The organism is Sulfurimonas sp. (assembly GCF_047622445.1).
GTDB lineage: Bacteria > Campylobacterota > Campylobacteria > Campylobacterales > Sulfurimonadaceae > Sulfurimonas.
The window spans coordinates 1-17,646 of the sequence record NZ_JBLHOE010000070.1 but is presented as its reverse complement, the minus strand read 5'-3'; the positions used below and the strand labels follow the sequence as shown (position 1 = coordinate 17,646).

16 protein-coding genes are annotated in these 17,646 nt (G+C 33.1%); 11 read left to right on the top strand and 5 right to left on the bottom strand.

The window, feature by feature from the left end; all coding sequences use genetic code 11:
* Positions 1–19 precede the first annotated feature (19 nt).
* From ACI9TV_RS13445 to ACI9TV_RS13435, 3 genes are all read right to left on the bottom strand, one after another.
* Positions 20–2,689, bottom strand: a complete 2,670-nt coding sequence (locus ACI9TV_RS13445; RefSeq protein ID WP_415251331.1) for a transporter substrate-binding domain-containing protein — start codon at positions 2,687–2,689, stop codon at positions 20–22.
* A 50-nt stretch (positions 2,690–2,739) separates the two neighbouring features.
* Complete coding sequence (locus tag ACI9TV_RS13440) at positions 2,740–3,786, bottom strand: HD domain-containing phosphohydrolase (RefSeq protein WP_415251330.1); 1,047 nt, start codon at positions 3,784–3,786, stop codon at positions 2,740–2,742.
* Between the two features lie 72 nt (positions 3,787–3,858).
* Positions 3,859–5,115: a diguanylate cyclase gene (locus tag ACI9TV_RS13435; protein WP_415251329.1), complete on the bottom strand. Its 1,257-nt coding sequence runs from the start codon at positions 5,113–5,115 to the stop codon at positions 3,859–3,861.
* A 139-nt stretch (positions 5,116–5,254) separates the two neighbouring features.
* Between ACI9TV_RS13435 and ACI9TV_RS13430 the strand changes: the two genes are divergently transcribed.
* The 11 genes from ACI9TV_RS13430 (at position 5,255) to ACI9TV_RS13380 (ending at position 15,536) form a co-directional block, all read left to right on the top strand.
* Positions 5,255–5,917 carry a Crp/Fnr family transcriptional regulator gene (locus ACI9TV_RS13430; RefSeq protein ID WP_415251328.1) on the top strand — a complete coding sequence of 221 codons (663 nt, stop codon included), beginning with the start codon at positions 5,255–5,257 and terminating at the stop codon, positions 5,915–5,917.
* Positions 5,918–5,920: 3 nt separating this feature from the next.
* Positions 5,921–6,928 carry a type IV pili methyl-accepting chemotaxis transducer N-terminal domain-containing protein gene (locus ACI9TV_RS13425; RefSeq protein WP_415251327.1) on the top strand — a complete coding sequence of 336 codons (1,008 nt, stop codon included), beginning with the start codon at positions 5,921–5,923 and terminating at the stop codon, positions 6,926–6,928.
* A 202-nt stretch (positions 6,929–7,130) separates the two neighbouring features.
* Positions 7,131–9,977 carry a nitrate reductase catalytic subunit NapA gene (gene napA, locus ACI9TV_RS13420; RefSeq protein WP_415251326.1) on the top strand — a complete coding sequence of 949 codons (2,847 nt, stop codon included), beginning with the start codon at positions 7,131–7,133 and terminating at the stop codon, positions 9,975–9,977.
* 18 nt (positions 9,978–9,995) lie between these two features.
* On the top strand, positions 9,996–10,787 hold the full coding sequence (gene napG / locus ACI9TV_RS13415; protein WP_415251325.1) for a ferredoxin-type protein NapG: 792 nt from the start codon (positions 9,996–9,998) through the stop codon (positions 10,785–10,787).
* On the top strand, positions 10,787–11,614 hold the full coding sequence (napH, locus tag ACI9TV_RS13410) for a quinol dehydrogenase ferredoxin subunit NapH (protein ID WP_415251324.1): 828 nt from the start codon (positions 10,787–10,789) through the stop codon (positions 11,612–11,614). Before napG ends, napH begins: the two co-directional genes overlap by 1 nt.
* A 1-nt stretch (position 11,615) precedes the next feature.
* Positions 11,616–12,275 (top strand): nitrate reductase cytochrome c-type subunit, encoded by a 660-nt coding sequence (locus ACI9TV_RS13405; RefSeq protein ID WP_415251323.1) that lies wholly within the window; start codon positions 11,616–11,618, stop codon positions 12,273–12,275.
* A gap of 3 nt (positions 12,276–12,278) precedes the next feature.
* The gene (locus ACI9TV_RS13400) at positions 12,279–12,785 is read left to right on the top strand and encodes a ferredoxin-type protein NapF (protein WP_415251322.1); all 507 of its coding nucleotides are present in this window, start codon (positions 12,279–12,281) and stop codon (positions 12,783–12,785) included.
* A complete protein-coding gene (locus tag ACI9TV_RS13395) occupies positions 12,785–13,732 on the top strand; it encodes a WD40 repeat domain-containing protein (protein ID WP_415251321.1) in 948 nt (315 codons plus the stop codon). The genes ACI9TV_RS13400 and ACI9TV_RS13395 overlap by 1 nt, the downstream gene beginning before the upstream one ends.
* Before the next feature lie 19 nt (positions 13,733–13,751).
* Positions 13,752–14,153: a chaperone NapD gene (locus ACI9TV_RS13390; RefSeq protein ID WP_415251320.1), complete on the top strand. Its 402-nt coding sequence runs from the start codon at positions 13,752–13,754 to the stop codon at positions 14,151–14,153.
* Positions 14,153–14,434: a hypothetical protein gene (locus ACI9TV_RS13385; protein WP_415251319.1), complete on the top strand. Its 282-nt coding sequence runs from the start codon at positions 14,153–14,155 to the stop codon at positions 14,432–14,434. Before ACI9TV_RS13390 ends, ACI9TV_RS13385 begins: the two co-directional genes overlap by 1 nt.
* A 55-nt stretch (positions 14,435–14,489) precedes the next feature.
* Positions 14,490–15,536: a hypothetical protein gene (locus ACI9TV_RS13380; protein ID WP_415251318.1), complete on the top strand. Its 1,047-nt coding sequence runs from the start codon at positions 14,490–14,492 to the stop codon at positions 15,534–15,536.
* Here ACI9TV_RS13380 and truC read toward each other — a convergent pair.
* On the bottom strand, positions 15,475–16,212 hold the full coding sequence (gene truC / locus ACI9TV_RS13375) for a tRNA pseudouridine(65) synthase TruC (protein ID WP_415251317.1): 738 nt from the start codon (positions 16,210–16,212) through the stop codon (positions 15,475–15,477). The genes ACI9TV_RS13380 and truC overlap by 62 nt on opposite strands.
* A gap of 24 nt (positions 16,213–16,236) precedes the next feature.
* Positions 16,237–17,523: a DEAD/DEAH box helicase gene (locus tag ACI9TV_RS13370; protein WP_415251316.1), complete on the bottom strand. Its 1,287-nt coding sequence runs from the start codon at positions 17,521–17,523 to the stop codon at positions 16,237–16,239.
* Positions 17,524–17,646: the final 123 nt, after the last annotated feature.

Here is a 17,646-nt window from a genome sequence, read left to right as displayed (position 1 = left end):
CAAATTTTCGACTATCTTGTCATTCACTTTTCTCAAATTCATTAAATATCTTACTTAACTGGTCTTTTGCAATACCAATACCAGTGTCTTCAACTAAAATCTCTATATCTAGCTTTGAATGATGTTCATCAATATTAAAAGCTTTTAAAGACAGCTTTATATATCCAGTTTCTGTAAACTTGACTGCATTACCAATAAGGTTAAGTAAAACTTGTCTTAGTCTAACTTCGTCTATAAGAAGGCTTTCTGGAATCTCTTGTGAAACCTCAACTATTAGATCTAGCCCTTTATTCTTTACACTTATCATAAATATATTACCAAGTTCTTTACTTAGGTTATATATATTTGTAGGTGTTTTTTTGATATATAGCTTCCCAGATTCTATTTTTGAAAGATCCAAAATATCATTGATTAAAGTAAGTAATGTATTTCCAGCGGAATGAATTGTTTTTACATAGGACTTTAGTCTCGGTTCACTAATTTGTTCATTTAAAAGCTCAGTAAAGCCGATGATAGCATTCATTGGTGTTCGAATTTCGTGAGACATATTCGCTAAAAATTCCGACTTGGCCTTATTTGCATTTTCTGCCACTTTTGAAGCATGTTCATACTTCTCATTAAGTCTAATAAGTTGATTTTGTTGTCTGTCACTTGCTTTTAAAATCTTATTGAGACGATTATTTTGTTTTTCAAGTTCATACTGAAGGTCTTTTTGTCCACTAATGTTATTCCATACCACATATATTGCGATATTACCTTCGTATATAATCCTAGTTAAACCTATATCGACCCAAAATTCTTCATTATCTTTGTTTATATGAATCCACTCAAATTGATGAGAGCCATTTGCTAAACACATTTCTATCATACTCTGAGCTTTCTCAACAGAAGAACTTCCATCTGCTTGAATGAATGGAGACCACTCTGATGGTTGAGAATTAAGAAGGTCAAATTTATTCTCTAACCCGAGCATTTTTACAGCCGCCATATTACATTCGATAAATTTTCCATCACGTAAAATTAAATTACCAGTTGAAGATTCATCAAATAAAACCTTGAAATTTCCTTTTTCTGCCACGAGAGTATTTTCAATTATCTTACGTTCTCGTATCTCGATAGATAGTTTTCTATTCCAATAAAAACTAGCAACTATAAGTAAAAAGAAAAGAAATAAAACCTGATAAATAAATGTATAATCTACTGCTTTTTTTACCGCAATATGTAACCATTTATTTTTTATATCTAGATGTTCTTTTTCACTCATTGAAGCAAATACCTTGTTCATTATCCCTAACAGTATTGGATTATTTTCTTGTACTAATATTTTATGATTAAAATTGTATTCTACTTTTCCAGATATATAAAGTGAATCTGAGTAGTGTGTACCTACATAATGCATACCAACTGCCATATGTCCTAGAAAAGCAAAAGCCTTCCCATTCTTTACTAAATCAAGAGCCTCATAAATTGTATTTGTAGCTATGAGTTTAATATTTGGTTTTTCCTCCATCAAATAATTATAACTCGTCCAATACTTCGGCACAGCAATAACATGATTTTCTTCTTCTATTTCATCAATACTATTAATAAAACTTTCTGTATTTTTCGTAACCAAGACAAAAGGGAAATTTGCATAAATATCACTAGTGATACCTAAGTTACTTTCATAATCACTTGCCCCAATACCAGGAATCATATCAATCTTTTTTTCTTTAAATTTTTCTATTACATCTGGCCAAGATGAAGATTTAATATATTTAAATCTTAGACCTGATACATTTGAAATCTTTTTCAGGTATTCATTCATAATTCCTGTCATTTTCTCATTTTTGAGTATTGACATTGGTTCCCAGCTTGTTTCACTAAATGTTACAACAGGATGCTTACTTATCCACAGTTTTTCTAGATTAGATAATTTTATATTTTTGTCATCTATAGAATCTCCTGCATGCCATTTTTTAAGTATTTCTTGCTTTTCTTCAAATGTAATACTAATCAATGCTTTTTGTATGATACTCTTTAAGAGAGTATTCTCTTTTTGTAAAGCATAAGCCACACCTGTTTCTTCAGTGTTAACAATATCCACAACTGTAAGAGAATCTATCATTTTCTCTCGAATAATATAATTGACTACTGCAATATTTCCTACAAAAGCATCCACTTTATCTAATCTAAGTGCTTCTAGCCCTTTTTTATCTGAATTAACTAAGTATAAAGATAGTTTTGGATGCTTTCTTATCAGCCATTCATTTGAGTATGACTCCCTAGTTACAGCAACTTTTTTAGTCGAGAGATCCTCGATAGCATGAATATCATTAGTACTTTTCTTGATAAATATTCCACTATCAATATTTATGTAAGGCTCAGTAAAAGTTAAGTATTTTTCTCTTTCTTGTGTTTTAACTACACATGCATATCCATCAAGTTTTTTATCTTTAACTTCTTGAACTACAGTAGACCAATCAGTAGTTTTTATTTGAATATCTAAACCTGTTTTATATCGCACGATCTTTAAAATATCTGCTGATATGCCTTGATACTTACCATTTGAGTCTTGAAAATCATACGGGGGCCATGCATTGTCTGCCCCAAGTCTAACAATAGGATTATTTTTAATCCAATTTTCTTCTTCTTGAGTAAAACTTATCTTATGCTTTACATTAGTGTTTGACGCAAATAAACTACTCATTAAAGCACTAAAGAGTAAGAAGCATAATACCTTAAGCATAGTCAGTCATATTACATTTTCGAAATGATTATAAACTCATCGATATTATCACAGAAAATCTCTACGAGTAGAGGATCAAACTGTTGTGCACTTCTTTCTTTAATGTAAGCAACAGCCTTCTCAACACTCCAAGCATCTTTATACACTCTTTTATGTGTTAAAGCATCAAAAACATCAGCAATAGCTACAATTCTTCCAAAAATATGTATCTCTTCACCTTTAAGACCTCTGGGATAACCTTTCCCATTATATTTTTCATGATGCTCATGCGCAATTATATCTGCCGCTTTCATAAATTTTCGATTTGGATGTTTAAGATACGTGTGTGCGATTGTAGTATGAGTTTTCATGATTTCAAACTCTTCTGTAGTGAGTGCTCCATCTTTATGTAAGATTTCATGTGGAATACCCATTTTTCCAATGTCATGCATTGGACTTGCATAAAATATAATATCAGCGTCTTCTTCAGAGATACTCGGATGGTAATGAGCCAAAAGTCTTGAATACTCTGCAACTCTACGAATGTGTTTTCCTGTCTCATCAGAAACAGATTCTACAAGTTCAGTTAAGACAAAAATCATTTCCTTTTGACTTTCTTCAAGTTCTGTTTCTATTCTTTCTTGTTCAATTTCTAGTTTTGTTTGGAGTGTTAAGTTATTGTTTTGTAGTACTTTCTTTGCTCTGTAAAGATCTAAATGAGTTTTTACCCGGGCTAATAGTTCGTTTGCATGAAAAGGTTTAACTATATAATCTATCCCCCCTACTTCAAAGCCTTTTGACATAGAATCTGTATCAGCTTTTGCAGTTAAAAAGATAATTGGTATTTCAGAATAAAGAGGATCTTTTTTTATACGTCTGCATACCTCATACCCATCAATTCCTGGCATCATAATGTCTAATAGTATTAAATCAAACTTATTTTCATGTAAGAGAGATAAAGCAGTTTCACCATTTTTTGCATAAGAAAAATCATATCTATCTTCTTTTAAAATATTCATTGCAACCTGAATATTCTCCAAAACATCATCAACAATTAAAATTCTACTCGCATATTCCATTATAGATCCTATGAACGTAATTAATATGGATTATTTTACCCCAACAAGACTTAATAATAGTTAATTTCTATTTTAGGCTGTCAAGTCTGCTACATGATGGGTTGTTGATTCACTAACATTAGATGTAATTATATATCTATCTCTTCCTGTATCTTTTGCTTCATAAAGCATCTCATCAGCTCTCGAAATAAGAATATCTTCATTTAACGCATCATCTGCAATACAGCAAACTACACCTATAGAAATTGTTAAGAAATTATTTACGGTAGAACCACTATGTTCAATCTTTTGCTCTCGTATAGCATCGCCAATGTCCCGTGCTAGTTTTGCAGAATTTGATTCATCAGTTTGCGTAATCAGTGCACCAAATTCTTCACCACCTAATCTAAATACAAAGTCACTTGGACGCTGAAGTGTATTTACTAAGACTTTTGCCACTGCTTGAAGGGCATTGTCTCCTTGGATATGACCATATGTATCGTTATACTGTTTAAAATAATCAATATCAAGCATCATAAATGTGATATGGCTATGCGTACGTCTCGCACGCTTAAGTTCTCTTTCATACACCATATTAAAATAGCGTCTATTGTGCATACCAGTCAAAGAATCTGTATAAGAAACATTTTCTAATTTTTTATTGAGTTTTCTTAATTTTTTCGTAACTATCTCTAAGCGTGTTTGATCACTTTGTATACTTGAAAATACCGAATAAGATATGATTAATATAGCTAAGATTATCAACCCTAATATTATTCCAAGTTTCAAAATAGCCATGTCATAAATTTGTAAAAACTTTTTGCGATCATACCTCGCCATCTTTACTTCATAATGAATCAGTTTTTGTAGCACAGTATGGATATGAGAAACATACTTTTCTAGAGATCCAATAGAAATAGCACTCATGTCCCGGCCACTTCTAGCCACACGGAGTAGTTTTAAAAAGTAACGATTAACTACTTTTATTTCTAAAGCGACATATTCTACATACTGAAGTTCTTCGTCCCGTTTAAAATGTGATTCGTAGCTTTTCCATAGTTTATTTATTTTAGTTAAAGAATATTCTAATTCACTCGAGGTTTCTTGTACACTAATTTGATTATTTTTTACTCTATACAGAGTAGAAGCTAGACCATTATGATATGTTTGGAGCATTTCATTTAATTCAGTAACAGGGACAAGAGAACCAAAATACAGTCCATCAAGATTTTTTTTCATATCATTAATGTTTATTGCACCCATGATTCCTATAGAAAAAAGACCTACCGTAATCAAGAAAAATAGAAAAAACAATTTGCTTCGTAATCGTAATGCTTCTATAAACTGCATGATACTCCCTAATTAAATTAGTAAAAGCATATCTCATGCCATTTATAATATATTTGTGCCATTTTATGCTAACATCTACTAAAGTACTTAAAAATAGGCAGCGAGCAATGAAATCTATTCATATATGTGATTCTTGAATATGCATGAAAAATTAAAATTTATTAAACAACTGGATTTTTTCAATTCATTAAATAATGAAGAACTAGAGATAATATCTGAAATTTCTACTATTTCTAAACATACTAAAGAATCTATTTTATACTATGAAAATGACACCTACGATAAGCTTTTTTTTCTCGTATCAGGTTTGCTGAAAGTTTATAAAGTCGACAAATATAATAATGAAATATTTCTCTACCATATTTATGAAAACTCTCTTGTTTCCGAACTTTCTGTTATTGATAGAGCCGCAATACACTGCTTTTCAAATACTCAATTCCTTGAAGATAGTATTGTCTTGGAAGTAGATTTTTTTGAATTTAAAAAACGATTTTTATCACAAAATATACTTAACAGCGAATTTATTAACGAAATTTTATTAAAAACACATCAGCTGCACTGTGTAGTTAATCGTGAGCTTGTATTCGATGCCACCTCTAAAGTAGCATATATGCTTTGTGATGATTTAGCTATGTTTAACAAATTAAAAAGACAAGAAGTCTCTTTTATGTTGCATATACAACCAGAAACACTTTCGCGCGTTTTAAAAAAATTAAAAAGAGCAGAAATAATCGATGTTGATCATTCTCAAATTATTATCAAAGATATAAAAGCACTAAAAAATATATATAAAGGTGAATAGAATATGCTAATAACAAATAAAATCAGTACAAAAATTAAGATTATAGGTGCCCTGCTCATTATATTAATGCTTACTACAATCACTATAACTATCTATTTGAATCAACAAAAGGTAAAAGATGCTCTTGTTATAAATATAGCCGGAAAACAAAGAATGTTAACTCAAAAAATTTCAAAAAATATTTTTTACATTCACTATAGCACAGACAAGAATTTTAATGAACTCAATAATGCAACAAATACATTCATTGAAGGTCTCAATATTTTAAAACATGGAGATGAAGAGCAAAAAACATATTCAGCTCCTAACGATACAATTAAAAAGCAAATTTTAGAAGTTGATATTCTTTGGAGTAAATTTAATAAAAATATTCAAAACTTTAAGATTATAACTAATTCAAATGACTCAGACAAAGACGAAAAGCTTAAGCATATCGTGTTGTTTATATATGAGAATAACACTGTACTACTAGGGAGTGTTGATAGCCTAGTTACTATGTATACTAATAACAGTGAAAATAAAACTGAGTATATGAGAACTTTTCAATTTATTTCAGCAATTTTACTTCTTTTAGTTTTTGTCTATTCCCTTTTTCGTTTAAGAGAGATAGAGTCACATGCAGAAGAATTTATGAAGTACTCAAAAGAACTTATACGTGATGAAGATGGCTCAAAATTAAAACCTATTGAAATGGATGTAGAAAGTGAAATAGTTGAAGTAAGCGACACTATGAACTGTTTTATAAATAAGATTAATACTGCTATGGACCACTCAAATGAGGCATTGCAGCAATCTCAATATGCTTCTCTGAAGCTAGAAGAATTGACAGATGAATTCGATGATATCATTGGTGAACTGCAAAATGAATCTATCATATCCAGACACTTAAATAATAGTGAAGATATTGTTATAGAATCAACAGAAGAGCTTTTAAATTCAACACATAAACTACAAAAATTAAAAGAAGAACTTCAAGAACTCAGTAAGTTATGTCAAGCTAATCCAATCTAATACCTTAGGTGTTACAATCATTCACATTTCTTCTTTATAAAGATATTCTTAAACAAAATATGTAAATACTTGATATAAGTCAAGGAATCTAATTCGATAAAAGAGTAGTATATAACTGTTAAGAGAAGACTTTAACAAAATTGAAATATTTATCTATTTCATATTGTTATATCCTTCATACTATTATCAAACAGGAGTAAATATGTCACTTTCAAGAAGAGAATTTTTAAAAAGTTCAGCGGCAGCCTCAGCGGCAGCAGCAATTGGTATGACTGTACCAGCTGATCTTGAAGCAGCAGCTAAAAAAGCTGAAACTAGCTGGAGATGGGACAAGGCAGCTTGTCGTTTCTGTGGTACAGGTTGTGGTATTATGATGGCCACTAAAGATGGAAAAATAGTAGCAGTAAAAGGTGATCCAGCAGCACCAGTTAATCGTGGTCTGAATTGTATTAAAGGTTATTTTAATGCAAAAATTATGTACGGTGCAGACAGACTTACACAACCATTACTGAGAGTTGGTGCAGACGGTAAGTTTGATAAACATGGTAAATTTGCTCCTGTAAGTTGGAAAAGAGCTTTTGATGAGATGGAAGTTAACATCAAAAAAGCGCTTAAACATGCAGGTCCTGAAGGTGTAGGTATATTTGCATCTGGTCAGTATACTGTTATGGAAGGATATGCTGCACAAAAAATGATGAAAGGCGGATTTAGATCAAATGCGATCGATCCAAACGCTCGTCACTGTATGGCATCTGCTGTTGTTGGTTTTTACCAAACTTTTGGTATTGATGAGCCTTCTGGTTGTTATGATGATATCGAGTTAACAGATACTATCGTATCTTGGGGTTCAAACATGGCTGAAATGCACCCTATTCTTTGGTCACGTGTAACAGATAGAAAACTTTCTGATCCTAAGCGTGTTAAAGTTATTAACATGTCTACATACACGCATAGAACTTCAGATTTAGCTGATATAGAAATCATTTTTACACCAAATACTGACCTTGCATTATGGAACTATATTGCGAGAGAAATTGTATATAATAACCCTGAATCAATTGACTGGGATTTTGTTAAGAAACATATTGTTTTTGCAGCTTCACCTGTTAATATGGGTTATGGTATGAGAAGAGCTGGTGAAACATCAGTTACTCCAGTAAGACCAGATGGTAGTGCCGGAAAATATTCAGCTCTAGAAATGGAAACTGTAAACCAAGAAATGAAACATACTGTATCAGCAGCAGAAGCACCAGCTTTAAAACCTTATGGATATAAGGAAGGCGATGTTATGGTTAACAAACCAGCGGGTCTTAAACACTGGGAAATCTCTTTTGAAGAGTACAAAAAATTTCTAGAACCATATACACTTGACTATGTAGCTGAGATTTCTAAAGGTGATCCGGATGAAGATATCAATCAATTCAAAGGAAAACTTAAAGAACTAGCTGATCTTTATATAGAAAAAGGTCGTAAAGTTGTATCTTTTTGGACTATGGGTATGAATCAACATACACGTGGAACATGGGTAAACACACTTGCATATAATGTTCACTTTTTACTTAATAAGCAAGCATTACCAGGTTCTGGAGCATTCTCTCTTACAGGACAACCTTCAGCTTGTGGTACAGCTCGTGAAGTTGGAACATTCTGTCACAGACTTCCTGCTGATATGATGGTTAAAAATCCTAAACATAGAAAAATCGTTGAAAACAGATGGAAAGTTCCAGAAGGTACACTAAACCCTGTTGGGAATCAACACATTATGAAAATTCACCGTGATATCGAAGATGGTGTTATCAAATTTGCATGGGTTAATGTTTGTAATCCTTATCAGGATTCAGGATCTGCTACGCACTGGATTAAAGCTGCACGTGAGATGGATAACTTTATCGTTACTTCTGATGGTTACCCTGGTATCTCAGCAAAAGTCTCAGACCTTATCCTACCTTCTGCAATGATTTATGAAAAATGGGGTGCATATGGAAATGCTGAACGTCGTACACAGCACTGGAGACAACAAGTACTTCCAGTTGGTGATGCGATGAGTGATACTTGGCAATGGGTAGAGCTTTCAAAAAGATTTACAGTTGGCGATGTATGGGGAGCGCAACCTCTTCGTGGTAAGAACAAAGATGGGACTAAGAAATCACTTCCAGATGTTAGAGCTAAAGCTCATGCTATGGGTTACACTGATGACACAACTATGTATGAGATTTTATTTGCAAATAAAGAAGCAAAGTCTTATAAAATAGATATGAACTCATTCCCTCAAAAAGGTTTTGATAATTCTGAGTGTAATGGAGATAGCAGAAATGTAGTTGGTTCTGATGGTGCAGTATTTAAAGGTTATGATTTTATGATTCATGAGTACCTCTTTGAAGAATATGCAGACTTTGGTCGTGGTCATGCACATGATTTAGCTGACTTTACTACGTACCATAGAGTTCGTGGTCTTAAATGGCCTGTTGTTGATGGGAAGGAAACACAATGGAGATTTAACTCTATGTACGATCCTTATGCAGCAAAAGCAACTAAAAAAACTGGTAATTCTCATGCCTTTTATGGTCCTTTAGCAAAAGCACTTAAACAAGGTGATTTAATGGGGATTAAAGACAAAAAGAAAAAATCTCTAAAAAATAAAGCTAAAATATTCGCACGTCCTTACATGGATGCACCAGAAAACCCAGATGAAAACTACGATACTTGGATGTGTACAGGTCGTGTTCTAGAGCACTGGCATTCAGGAACTATGACTATGCGTGTACCTGAACTTTATCGTGCAGTACCAGAAGCATTATGTTACATGCATCCTAAAGATGCTCAAACTAAAGGTATTAAACAAGGAGAACTTGCTTGGGTTGAATCACGTCGTGGTAAAGTAAAAGCAAGAGTTGAAACACGTGGTAGAAATAGACCACCTCGTGGTTTAGTATTTGTGCCTTGGTTTGATGAAAAAGTATTTATTAATAAAGTTTGTGCTGATTACACATGTCCTCAATCAAAACAAACTGACTTTAAAAAATGTGCTGTAAAAGTTTACAGAGCATAAAAAGATAAAAGCTGAGAAATGTCTGAAATAAAAAACGACGATAGAAGAGAATTTATTCTTGATATGGCTCGAAATGTTGGTCTTGCAACATTAGGAGGGTTTATGTGGAGTGCTTATGTTGATGAAGTTACAGCTTCAACACTTGTACTTCGTCCTCCCGGAGCTCTAAAAGAAGATGATTTTTTACGTGCATGTATCAAATGTGGACTATGTGTAGAAGCCTGTCCCTACGATACGTTAATGTTAGCAGCACCAGGTGATAACAAACCTATGGGAACACCTTACTTTATACCTAGGGATATCCCTTGTTATATGTGTACAGATATTCCATGTGTGCCAGTATGTCCGACTGGAGCACTAGATGAATCAAGCGTTTCAAAAGATGGCGTACTTGATATTAACACTGCCGATATGGGTGTTGCAGTTATTGATGACAGTAGTTGTATAGCTTTCTGGGGTATTCAATGTGATGCATGTTACAGAGCATGTCCTCTTTTAGGTGAAGCAATAGTTATAGAATACGACAAGAATGAAAGAACTGGAAAACATGCTTATATGAAACCTGTGGTTGTACATGATGTATGTACAGGCTGTGGGATGTGTGAAAAAGCATGTGTTACAGAAAAAGCGGCCATATTTGTACTTCCACGTGAAACTGCAGAAGGTAGAGCTGGCGATTACTATATCAAAGGCTGGGATAAAGAAGATGAAAAGCGTTTAGAAAATGCTACATCTGAAACAACAGTAACTAAGTTAAGTGAGGAATCTGCATTGGACTCTTTAAATGATGGATTGGAGGATTTATACTAATGAATTTCATTTGGAATAATTACCGATACCTCATTATGAGAAGGTTTACACAAATTTCTATACTTGTTTTATACTTTGGTGCAAATGCATGGGGTTGGAATATACTTATGGGTAACCTAAGTTCTTCTATACTTTTTGGAACAATTCCACTAAGTGATCCTTATGCAGCATTACAAATATTTGCAGCTGGCGCAGTTATTACAACTGATTTATTAATTGGTGCAGGGATTATTACACTATTTTATATGACAGTTGGTGGTCGTGCCTTTTGTTCTTGGGTATGCCCTATAAATATTATTACAGACTTTTCAGCGTATGTTAGACGAACACTACATTTTGATAGCGTTCAAAAAAGACAACCGTCTTCTAGGAATATTAGATATTGGGTATTAGTTATGAGCTTAGTTATTTCCTTTATACTTGGAATAACAGCTTTTGAATTTATTTCACCTATATCTATGGTTCACAGAGGACTTGTTTTTGGTTTAGGACTAGGTTGGGCAGCAATGCTTATCATATTTCTTTTTGATTTATTTGTACTAAAAAATGGTTGGTGTGGACATATCTGTCCACTTGGAGCATTTTATTCAGTAGTAGGAAAATTTAGCCTTATTAAAGTACAACATGATGCAGAAAAATGTACAGGATGTATGGAGTGTAAAATTGTTTGTCCTGAAAAGCAAGTGCTTTTTATGGTAGATAAAGAAAGTTTGCCAGTTTTATCTGGCGAATGTACTTCATGTGCGAGATGTATTGAAATCTGTAATGATGATGCTTTATATTTTTCAATTAGAAATTTTAGAAATTTAAAAAACATAGGAGAATAGAATGAAAACAATCACAATATTACTATCTAGCTTAATAGCTTTTACACTGTTTATGACAGGATGTGTTGACAATACCCCACAGGCGAAAAAAGAAGTAGCTAAACCAGTTGTAAGTGAAGAATCTTTAGGTTTGAGAAAAACTGGTCTGTATGGAGAAGCTACTACTACTAGTTCAAAAACAGAGTATACACATACAGCACCTGGTGAAAGTGTAAAATTTAAGCGTGCTTTTCAAGATGCACCACCAATGATTTCACACACAGTAGAGGGTATGTTACCTATTAAAATTGATAGCAATCAATGTCTTAGCTGTCACATGCCTAAAATGGCAAGATTAGTAAATGCAACTGCAATTCCTAAATCACACTTTACTAACTTTAGACCATCTACTCATATGATTGATGGTCAAATTGTAAAATCTGGTAGAGTTATAGAAAATACATCAACTGCTAATTTAGGAAATGTATCTATTGTAAGACAAGGAGAACTTGTTGGTGCTAGATTTAACTGTACACAATGTCATGCTCCTCAGTCTCAGGGTAATTTAGCTGTTGAAAACAAGTTTGAAGCAGACTATACTCATAAAGATGGTGCAAAACGTTCTACTTGGAGCGGTATTAAATTAATGGAAGGTATAGATACTTCTAAAGCAGGTAACTAATCCATGGATAGAAGAGAGCTTTTTAGCTTTCTCTCTTCCTCTGTTACAGGTGAAGAGCGTAGAGTTAAAGAAATAATAATAAGACCACCCTACTATAGCGACATAAATGATTTTGATAAAGAGTGCCAAAACTGTGAGGGTACATGTGCCACTTTGTGTCAAGAACAGATTATAATTATTGGCGAGGATAAAACTCCACGACTTACTTTCGCCAAAAGCGGTTGCACTTACTGCGATGATTGTGCTACTGCCTGCGAGCCTAATGTACTTCAAGTAGAGCATAAAAAACTCATTGATGCTGGTGTACGAATAAATGAGTCTACTTGCTTGAGCTGGAATGCTGTAATGTGTTTTTCTTGTAAAGATCCATGTCTAGAAAATGCCATTGAATTTCAAGCCATGTTTATGCCTACAATTAATCAAGATAAATGTACATCATGTGGATTTTGCATCAGCAGATGTCCAAGTGTAGCTATAGATGTTACTTCAATTAATGAAAAGGTTTGCTAATGCTAAAACAACTTCTAATCTTCGTAATGTTACTTTGCAATCTCGGAGCTATTGAAAAACCTCAAGCACAATTTATTGCGAGTGGTTCTGTAACAGATTTGCATTACAAAGACAAAAAACTCTACGCAGCAACAGATGCAGGAAGTGTAGATATATTTGATGTAGACTCAAGAAAAATTATTGAAAAAATAAAGGTTTCCCAAATCACTGATTTCATGGGTGATGTTATTGACTCAAAAATTTATTCTGTTGACTTAATAGCTGAAAAAGTTCTGTTGCTTTCTCAAGGTAAAAAAGGAGCCAGGAGAATACATATTTATGAGAATGCTACTTTAAAGTTAGTACTTCCCGATACAAAAAGACTCTTTATTGCAAAAGCTAGATTTCTAGATAAAAATACAATTATCTTAGGATTACTCAGTAATGAAATTATCTCTTACGACATACAAAAACAAAAACAAAACTATAGAATACAAATATCACAGTCTAAGTTTTCTAACTTTGTCCTCAGTGAAGATAAAAAAGAAATTATCATTGCTGATGAAAGTGGAAACCTTAAAATTCATGATACTTCAAGTGGTACATTTAAAAATGAACTCTCGGGGAAAAATCTGGATAATGTTTTTGCTGTAGATACAAAGAATGGAATTATTGCTACCGCTGGTCAAGATAGACGGGTGGTAATTTACACACCGGAGTCTCATTCTGCATATTTTAAAACTTCTAGCTTTTTAATATATGGCGTTGGATTAAGCCCTAGTGGGAAAATCGTAGGATACTCAAGTGACGAGCAAAATAATATCTCTGTATTTAACACAATAACAAAAAAGGACTTAGGGGTGTATGGCAATAATAAAATGACTGCTACATATATTCTGTTTATCAATGAAAATGAGTTTTTTGTTGCTACAGATAACACCACTATTAACCAATTCAAGATAAAATAAATAACACAAGGAAGATTAAATGAATATTTCTAGTATCGTAGTTCAAACACTACCAAAATTTTTAGATGAAGTTGTAGAAAACTTAAAAAACTGTGAGGCATGTGATTATCATATGCATGATGAGATTGGTCGTATTATTATCACTATCGAAGGCGAAGGTGTCTCAGAAGAATTAAAAAAACTAAGTGTTGTAGAAGCAATTCCACATGTAATATCTGCTGAAATGCAAATGGCATATAGCGAAGATGAACTTGATGCACATATGGAAGTTATTAACAACGCAGATGTAGTTCCTAAAATGCTTAATGATGATGATCTTGATCCTAAAGACATAGTATATAATGGTGATTTAAAGAAAAAAGATTTAGAAGGTTTTGCTAGAACTTTTGACAATACAGAATTTAATCCAAACGAGAAATAATGGGTGTAATATTTGAATCAAACATTAAAGTAGATCCTGAGGGGGCTTGGTATATTGTTCTCACAGATACAGTTGATAACAGAACTGCTGTGTGCAGAGACTTGGACGAGTACTCCCAAAAAGTAGAAGACTTTGGTGCTGATTATGGTGGGAATATTGATGAAGTAAAATGGTCAAAAGATGACAATGTGCATCCACATACTATGGATGAGATCAGATTAGAAATGTCTCGCCATCAAGAAGAAATTAATAAAGAAAAAGAAAAAAAAGAATCAATCTAATGGAGATAGAAGTAAAAAAAGAGTTTAACTACTTAAATTTACTTCTATAATTAAAATGCCTTCAAAAATCACTTATATACCTATACTAATAGTTATCTTAATCTACTTCTTTTTCAAGCCTCTTATTATTGTTGCCTTAGATGCATACGCAAGTCATGGATTAAAACAAAAAGTAGAATTTACGAAGCTAGACTTTTTTCCATTTAACTTTGACGGAGTCATCACAACAAAAAAGTTTCCTCAAGGAGTTGAAGTCCATGGTGTTTACAGAGATAAGCGTATGTATATGACAAGCTCATCTCTAGGTGGTTTAATTACAATTATTTACAAAGATCATAGATACCAAATTAGTGTTGATTCAGTTGACTTAAAAACATTTGTAGAACTTCTTGGAAGTAAGAAGTATGTTCAATCAGGAGTAATTAACGGTACAGCATATTATGATAAACGTCCGAGAAGTGGATTTACAAAATTAAAAGTATCAGATGCAGTACTTCATGGTCTAGACTTAGATAAGCAGCTTGCCACTATAAATGATGCACTTCACCTAGATTTTGCTAATGTCATATCCAGAGCATTTATTGATAATAATACAAGTGGTATTACCAAGATTGACCACTTACAATTTAACGTTACACTAAGACATGATAATATTACCTCTACAGACTTTGCACTAAGAACTGAGAATTATCGACTTTCTATCGGGGCAAACGTACATAAAAAAGGGCCTATTGAATACTTTGATGTTAATCTACTCGATGAAAATGGTTGCGCCGTTATTACGCAGTTACTAGTAGGGGATATACGAAAACCAAAAGTGAAAGAAACTACAACCGAATTAGTAAACATTGCACGTTCTGTCCCTTCTTCTATGTTTGGAATGGGTACGCAAATCATGAAATACGCTAATAAACAAAATTTTATACAAGATAAAAATATGATGGGCACAAAGCAAATGATGTTAGAAGCAGATCACTATATGCAAGAAACTTCAGAAATAATTATGCCCCTTGATTGTTCTGTCGTATATAATGGTATGGTTAAGCATCCAGAGGGTAATCAAAAAGATTCAAGAAATTCATCCAAGTTTTATCTGCCTTAGCTTGTAAATGAATTTTTTCTTTTGTATAGGGGTGCTGAAACTCCAATACAGTAGCATGGAGCATTAAACGATGACAATTGTAATGCTCTCTAACCATTTTGTTATGCTCTCCTCGCCCATACTTCGTATCCCCTAATATGTGATGAGAAAGATGTTTCATATGACGACGAAGTTGATGTTTTCTTCCGGATTTCGGAATAAGTTCAACTAAAGAATAGCGAGTTTTCGCATATTTTCCAACTGCATGATCCAGCTCTATGATCGATAGTCTTTTATACTCGGTTTGCGCTTCTTCGGCTTCTTTATCTTTACTAGCATCTTTATCTGCAATCTTATCCAGCTTCACACTTAAAGGATAATCAATAAAACCTACTTCGTCGATGTAACCTCTGACTACAGCTATATATTTTTTTTGTATATTTTTTGTTTTAAACTCTTCACTCATCAGTCTTGCACTTACACTATCTAATGCAAATAATAAAATACCTGAGGTTGGTTTATCTAAACGGTGAACTGGATAGACCCATTGTCCAATTTGATCACGTAGCATTTTCATGGCAAAGTAAATTTCATGTCTATCTATCATTGACTTGTGGACAAGGAGTCCACTTGGTTTATTTATAGCAATATAATAGGTATCTCTATAAATAATCTCTAGTTCGTAGTTCTCAAACATTTGTAATTATAACAGTAGACTTAATTACTTTTGATCTCTTTTTGTAGTCTTTCTCTTCTTACTAGTTCTAGTTTTAACTAAATTAGAAGTATTTTTATTATATTGACGTTCTCTTTTCTTCTCAGGTTTTTTGTGTTCTGCCTTTAAAGATGTTTCATCTATATCTTTTCTTCTTATTGTAGGGTCTGGTTCAAACCCTTCAACAGTTTCTTGAGGAATTTTTTGCCCTATTACTATTTCAATCTCTCTTATGTCAAACTTCTCATAAATATCAATCAGTGAAATAGCCTCACCATTACGACCAGCTCTACCAGTTCTTCCAACACGGTGAACATAGTCCTCTGGAACCGATGGAAGCTCATAATTAATTACATATGGCAATTCTTCTATATCTAGTCCACGTGATGCTATATCAGTCGCTACAAGGACTTTAATCTGCATCTCTTTAAATTGAGTAAGGGTCTTCAATCTTTTAGGCTGTTGGATATCTCCATGAATGAGTCCACATTTAAGTCCATCTTTTTGAAGCTCTAAAAAAAGTTCATTTGCACTCACTTTGGTTCTCGTAAATACTAAAACTTGAGGATAGTTTCTCGAACCTATAAGGTACGCTAAAAGTGCTGCTTTTTTATCAGTGTCAACTAGGTATGCAACTTGATTAATTGTATCTACCGTTGAGTTTTTCTTTGATGTCTCAATAAAAGCAGGACTTCGTAAAACAAGTTTTGAGAGTCTTCTAACCTTGTCGCTGTATGTAGCTGAGAAAAGAAGTGTTTGGTGTTTTTTAGGGAGTAATGGATGTATCTTACGAATATCTTTTGTGAATCCCATATCTAACATTCTATCTGCTTCATCGAGTACTAAGACTTCTATCTCATTAACTGTGAGACCATTTTCAACATGCTCTAAAAAACGTCCAGGTGTCGCAATAATAATATCTACACCTTGTTTTAAAATACGTTGCTGAGAGATAATATCTTTTCCACCAACTAAAACTGCACATTCTACTTTCATATGCTTTGAAAAATGAGTCAAATCTTCATGGATTTGGATAGAAAGCTCACGCGTTGGTGAAAGAATTACTGCTCTCACATTACGGCCTACTTCACCCTCTGTCTTTCTAAGTTTCTGTAATATTGGTAAGCCAAAGGCAGCTGTTTTCCCAGTTCCAGTTTGAGCTGTTGCGAATATATCACTTTTTGCTAAAACTAAAGGTATAGCTCTTGTTTGAATTGTAGTAGGATTCTCATATCCCAACTCATTAATCGCAGCAAGTAATGGTTTAATAAGTCCGAGTTTTTCAAATGACATAAGTATTCCTAACAAGATGATTTTTCAATTTAATGATGGAATTTTAACATATTATTTAAATTATAAGCTTGTGAGATGTATAATCTATTCCATGATAAGAAAAACTTTGAAAAAAACTTCTAA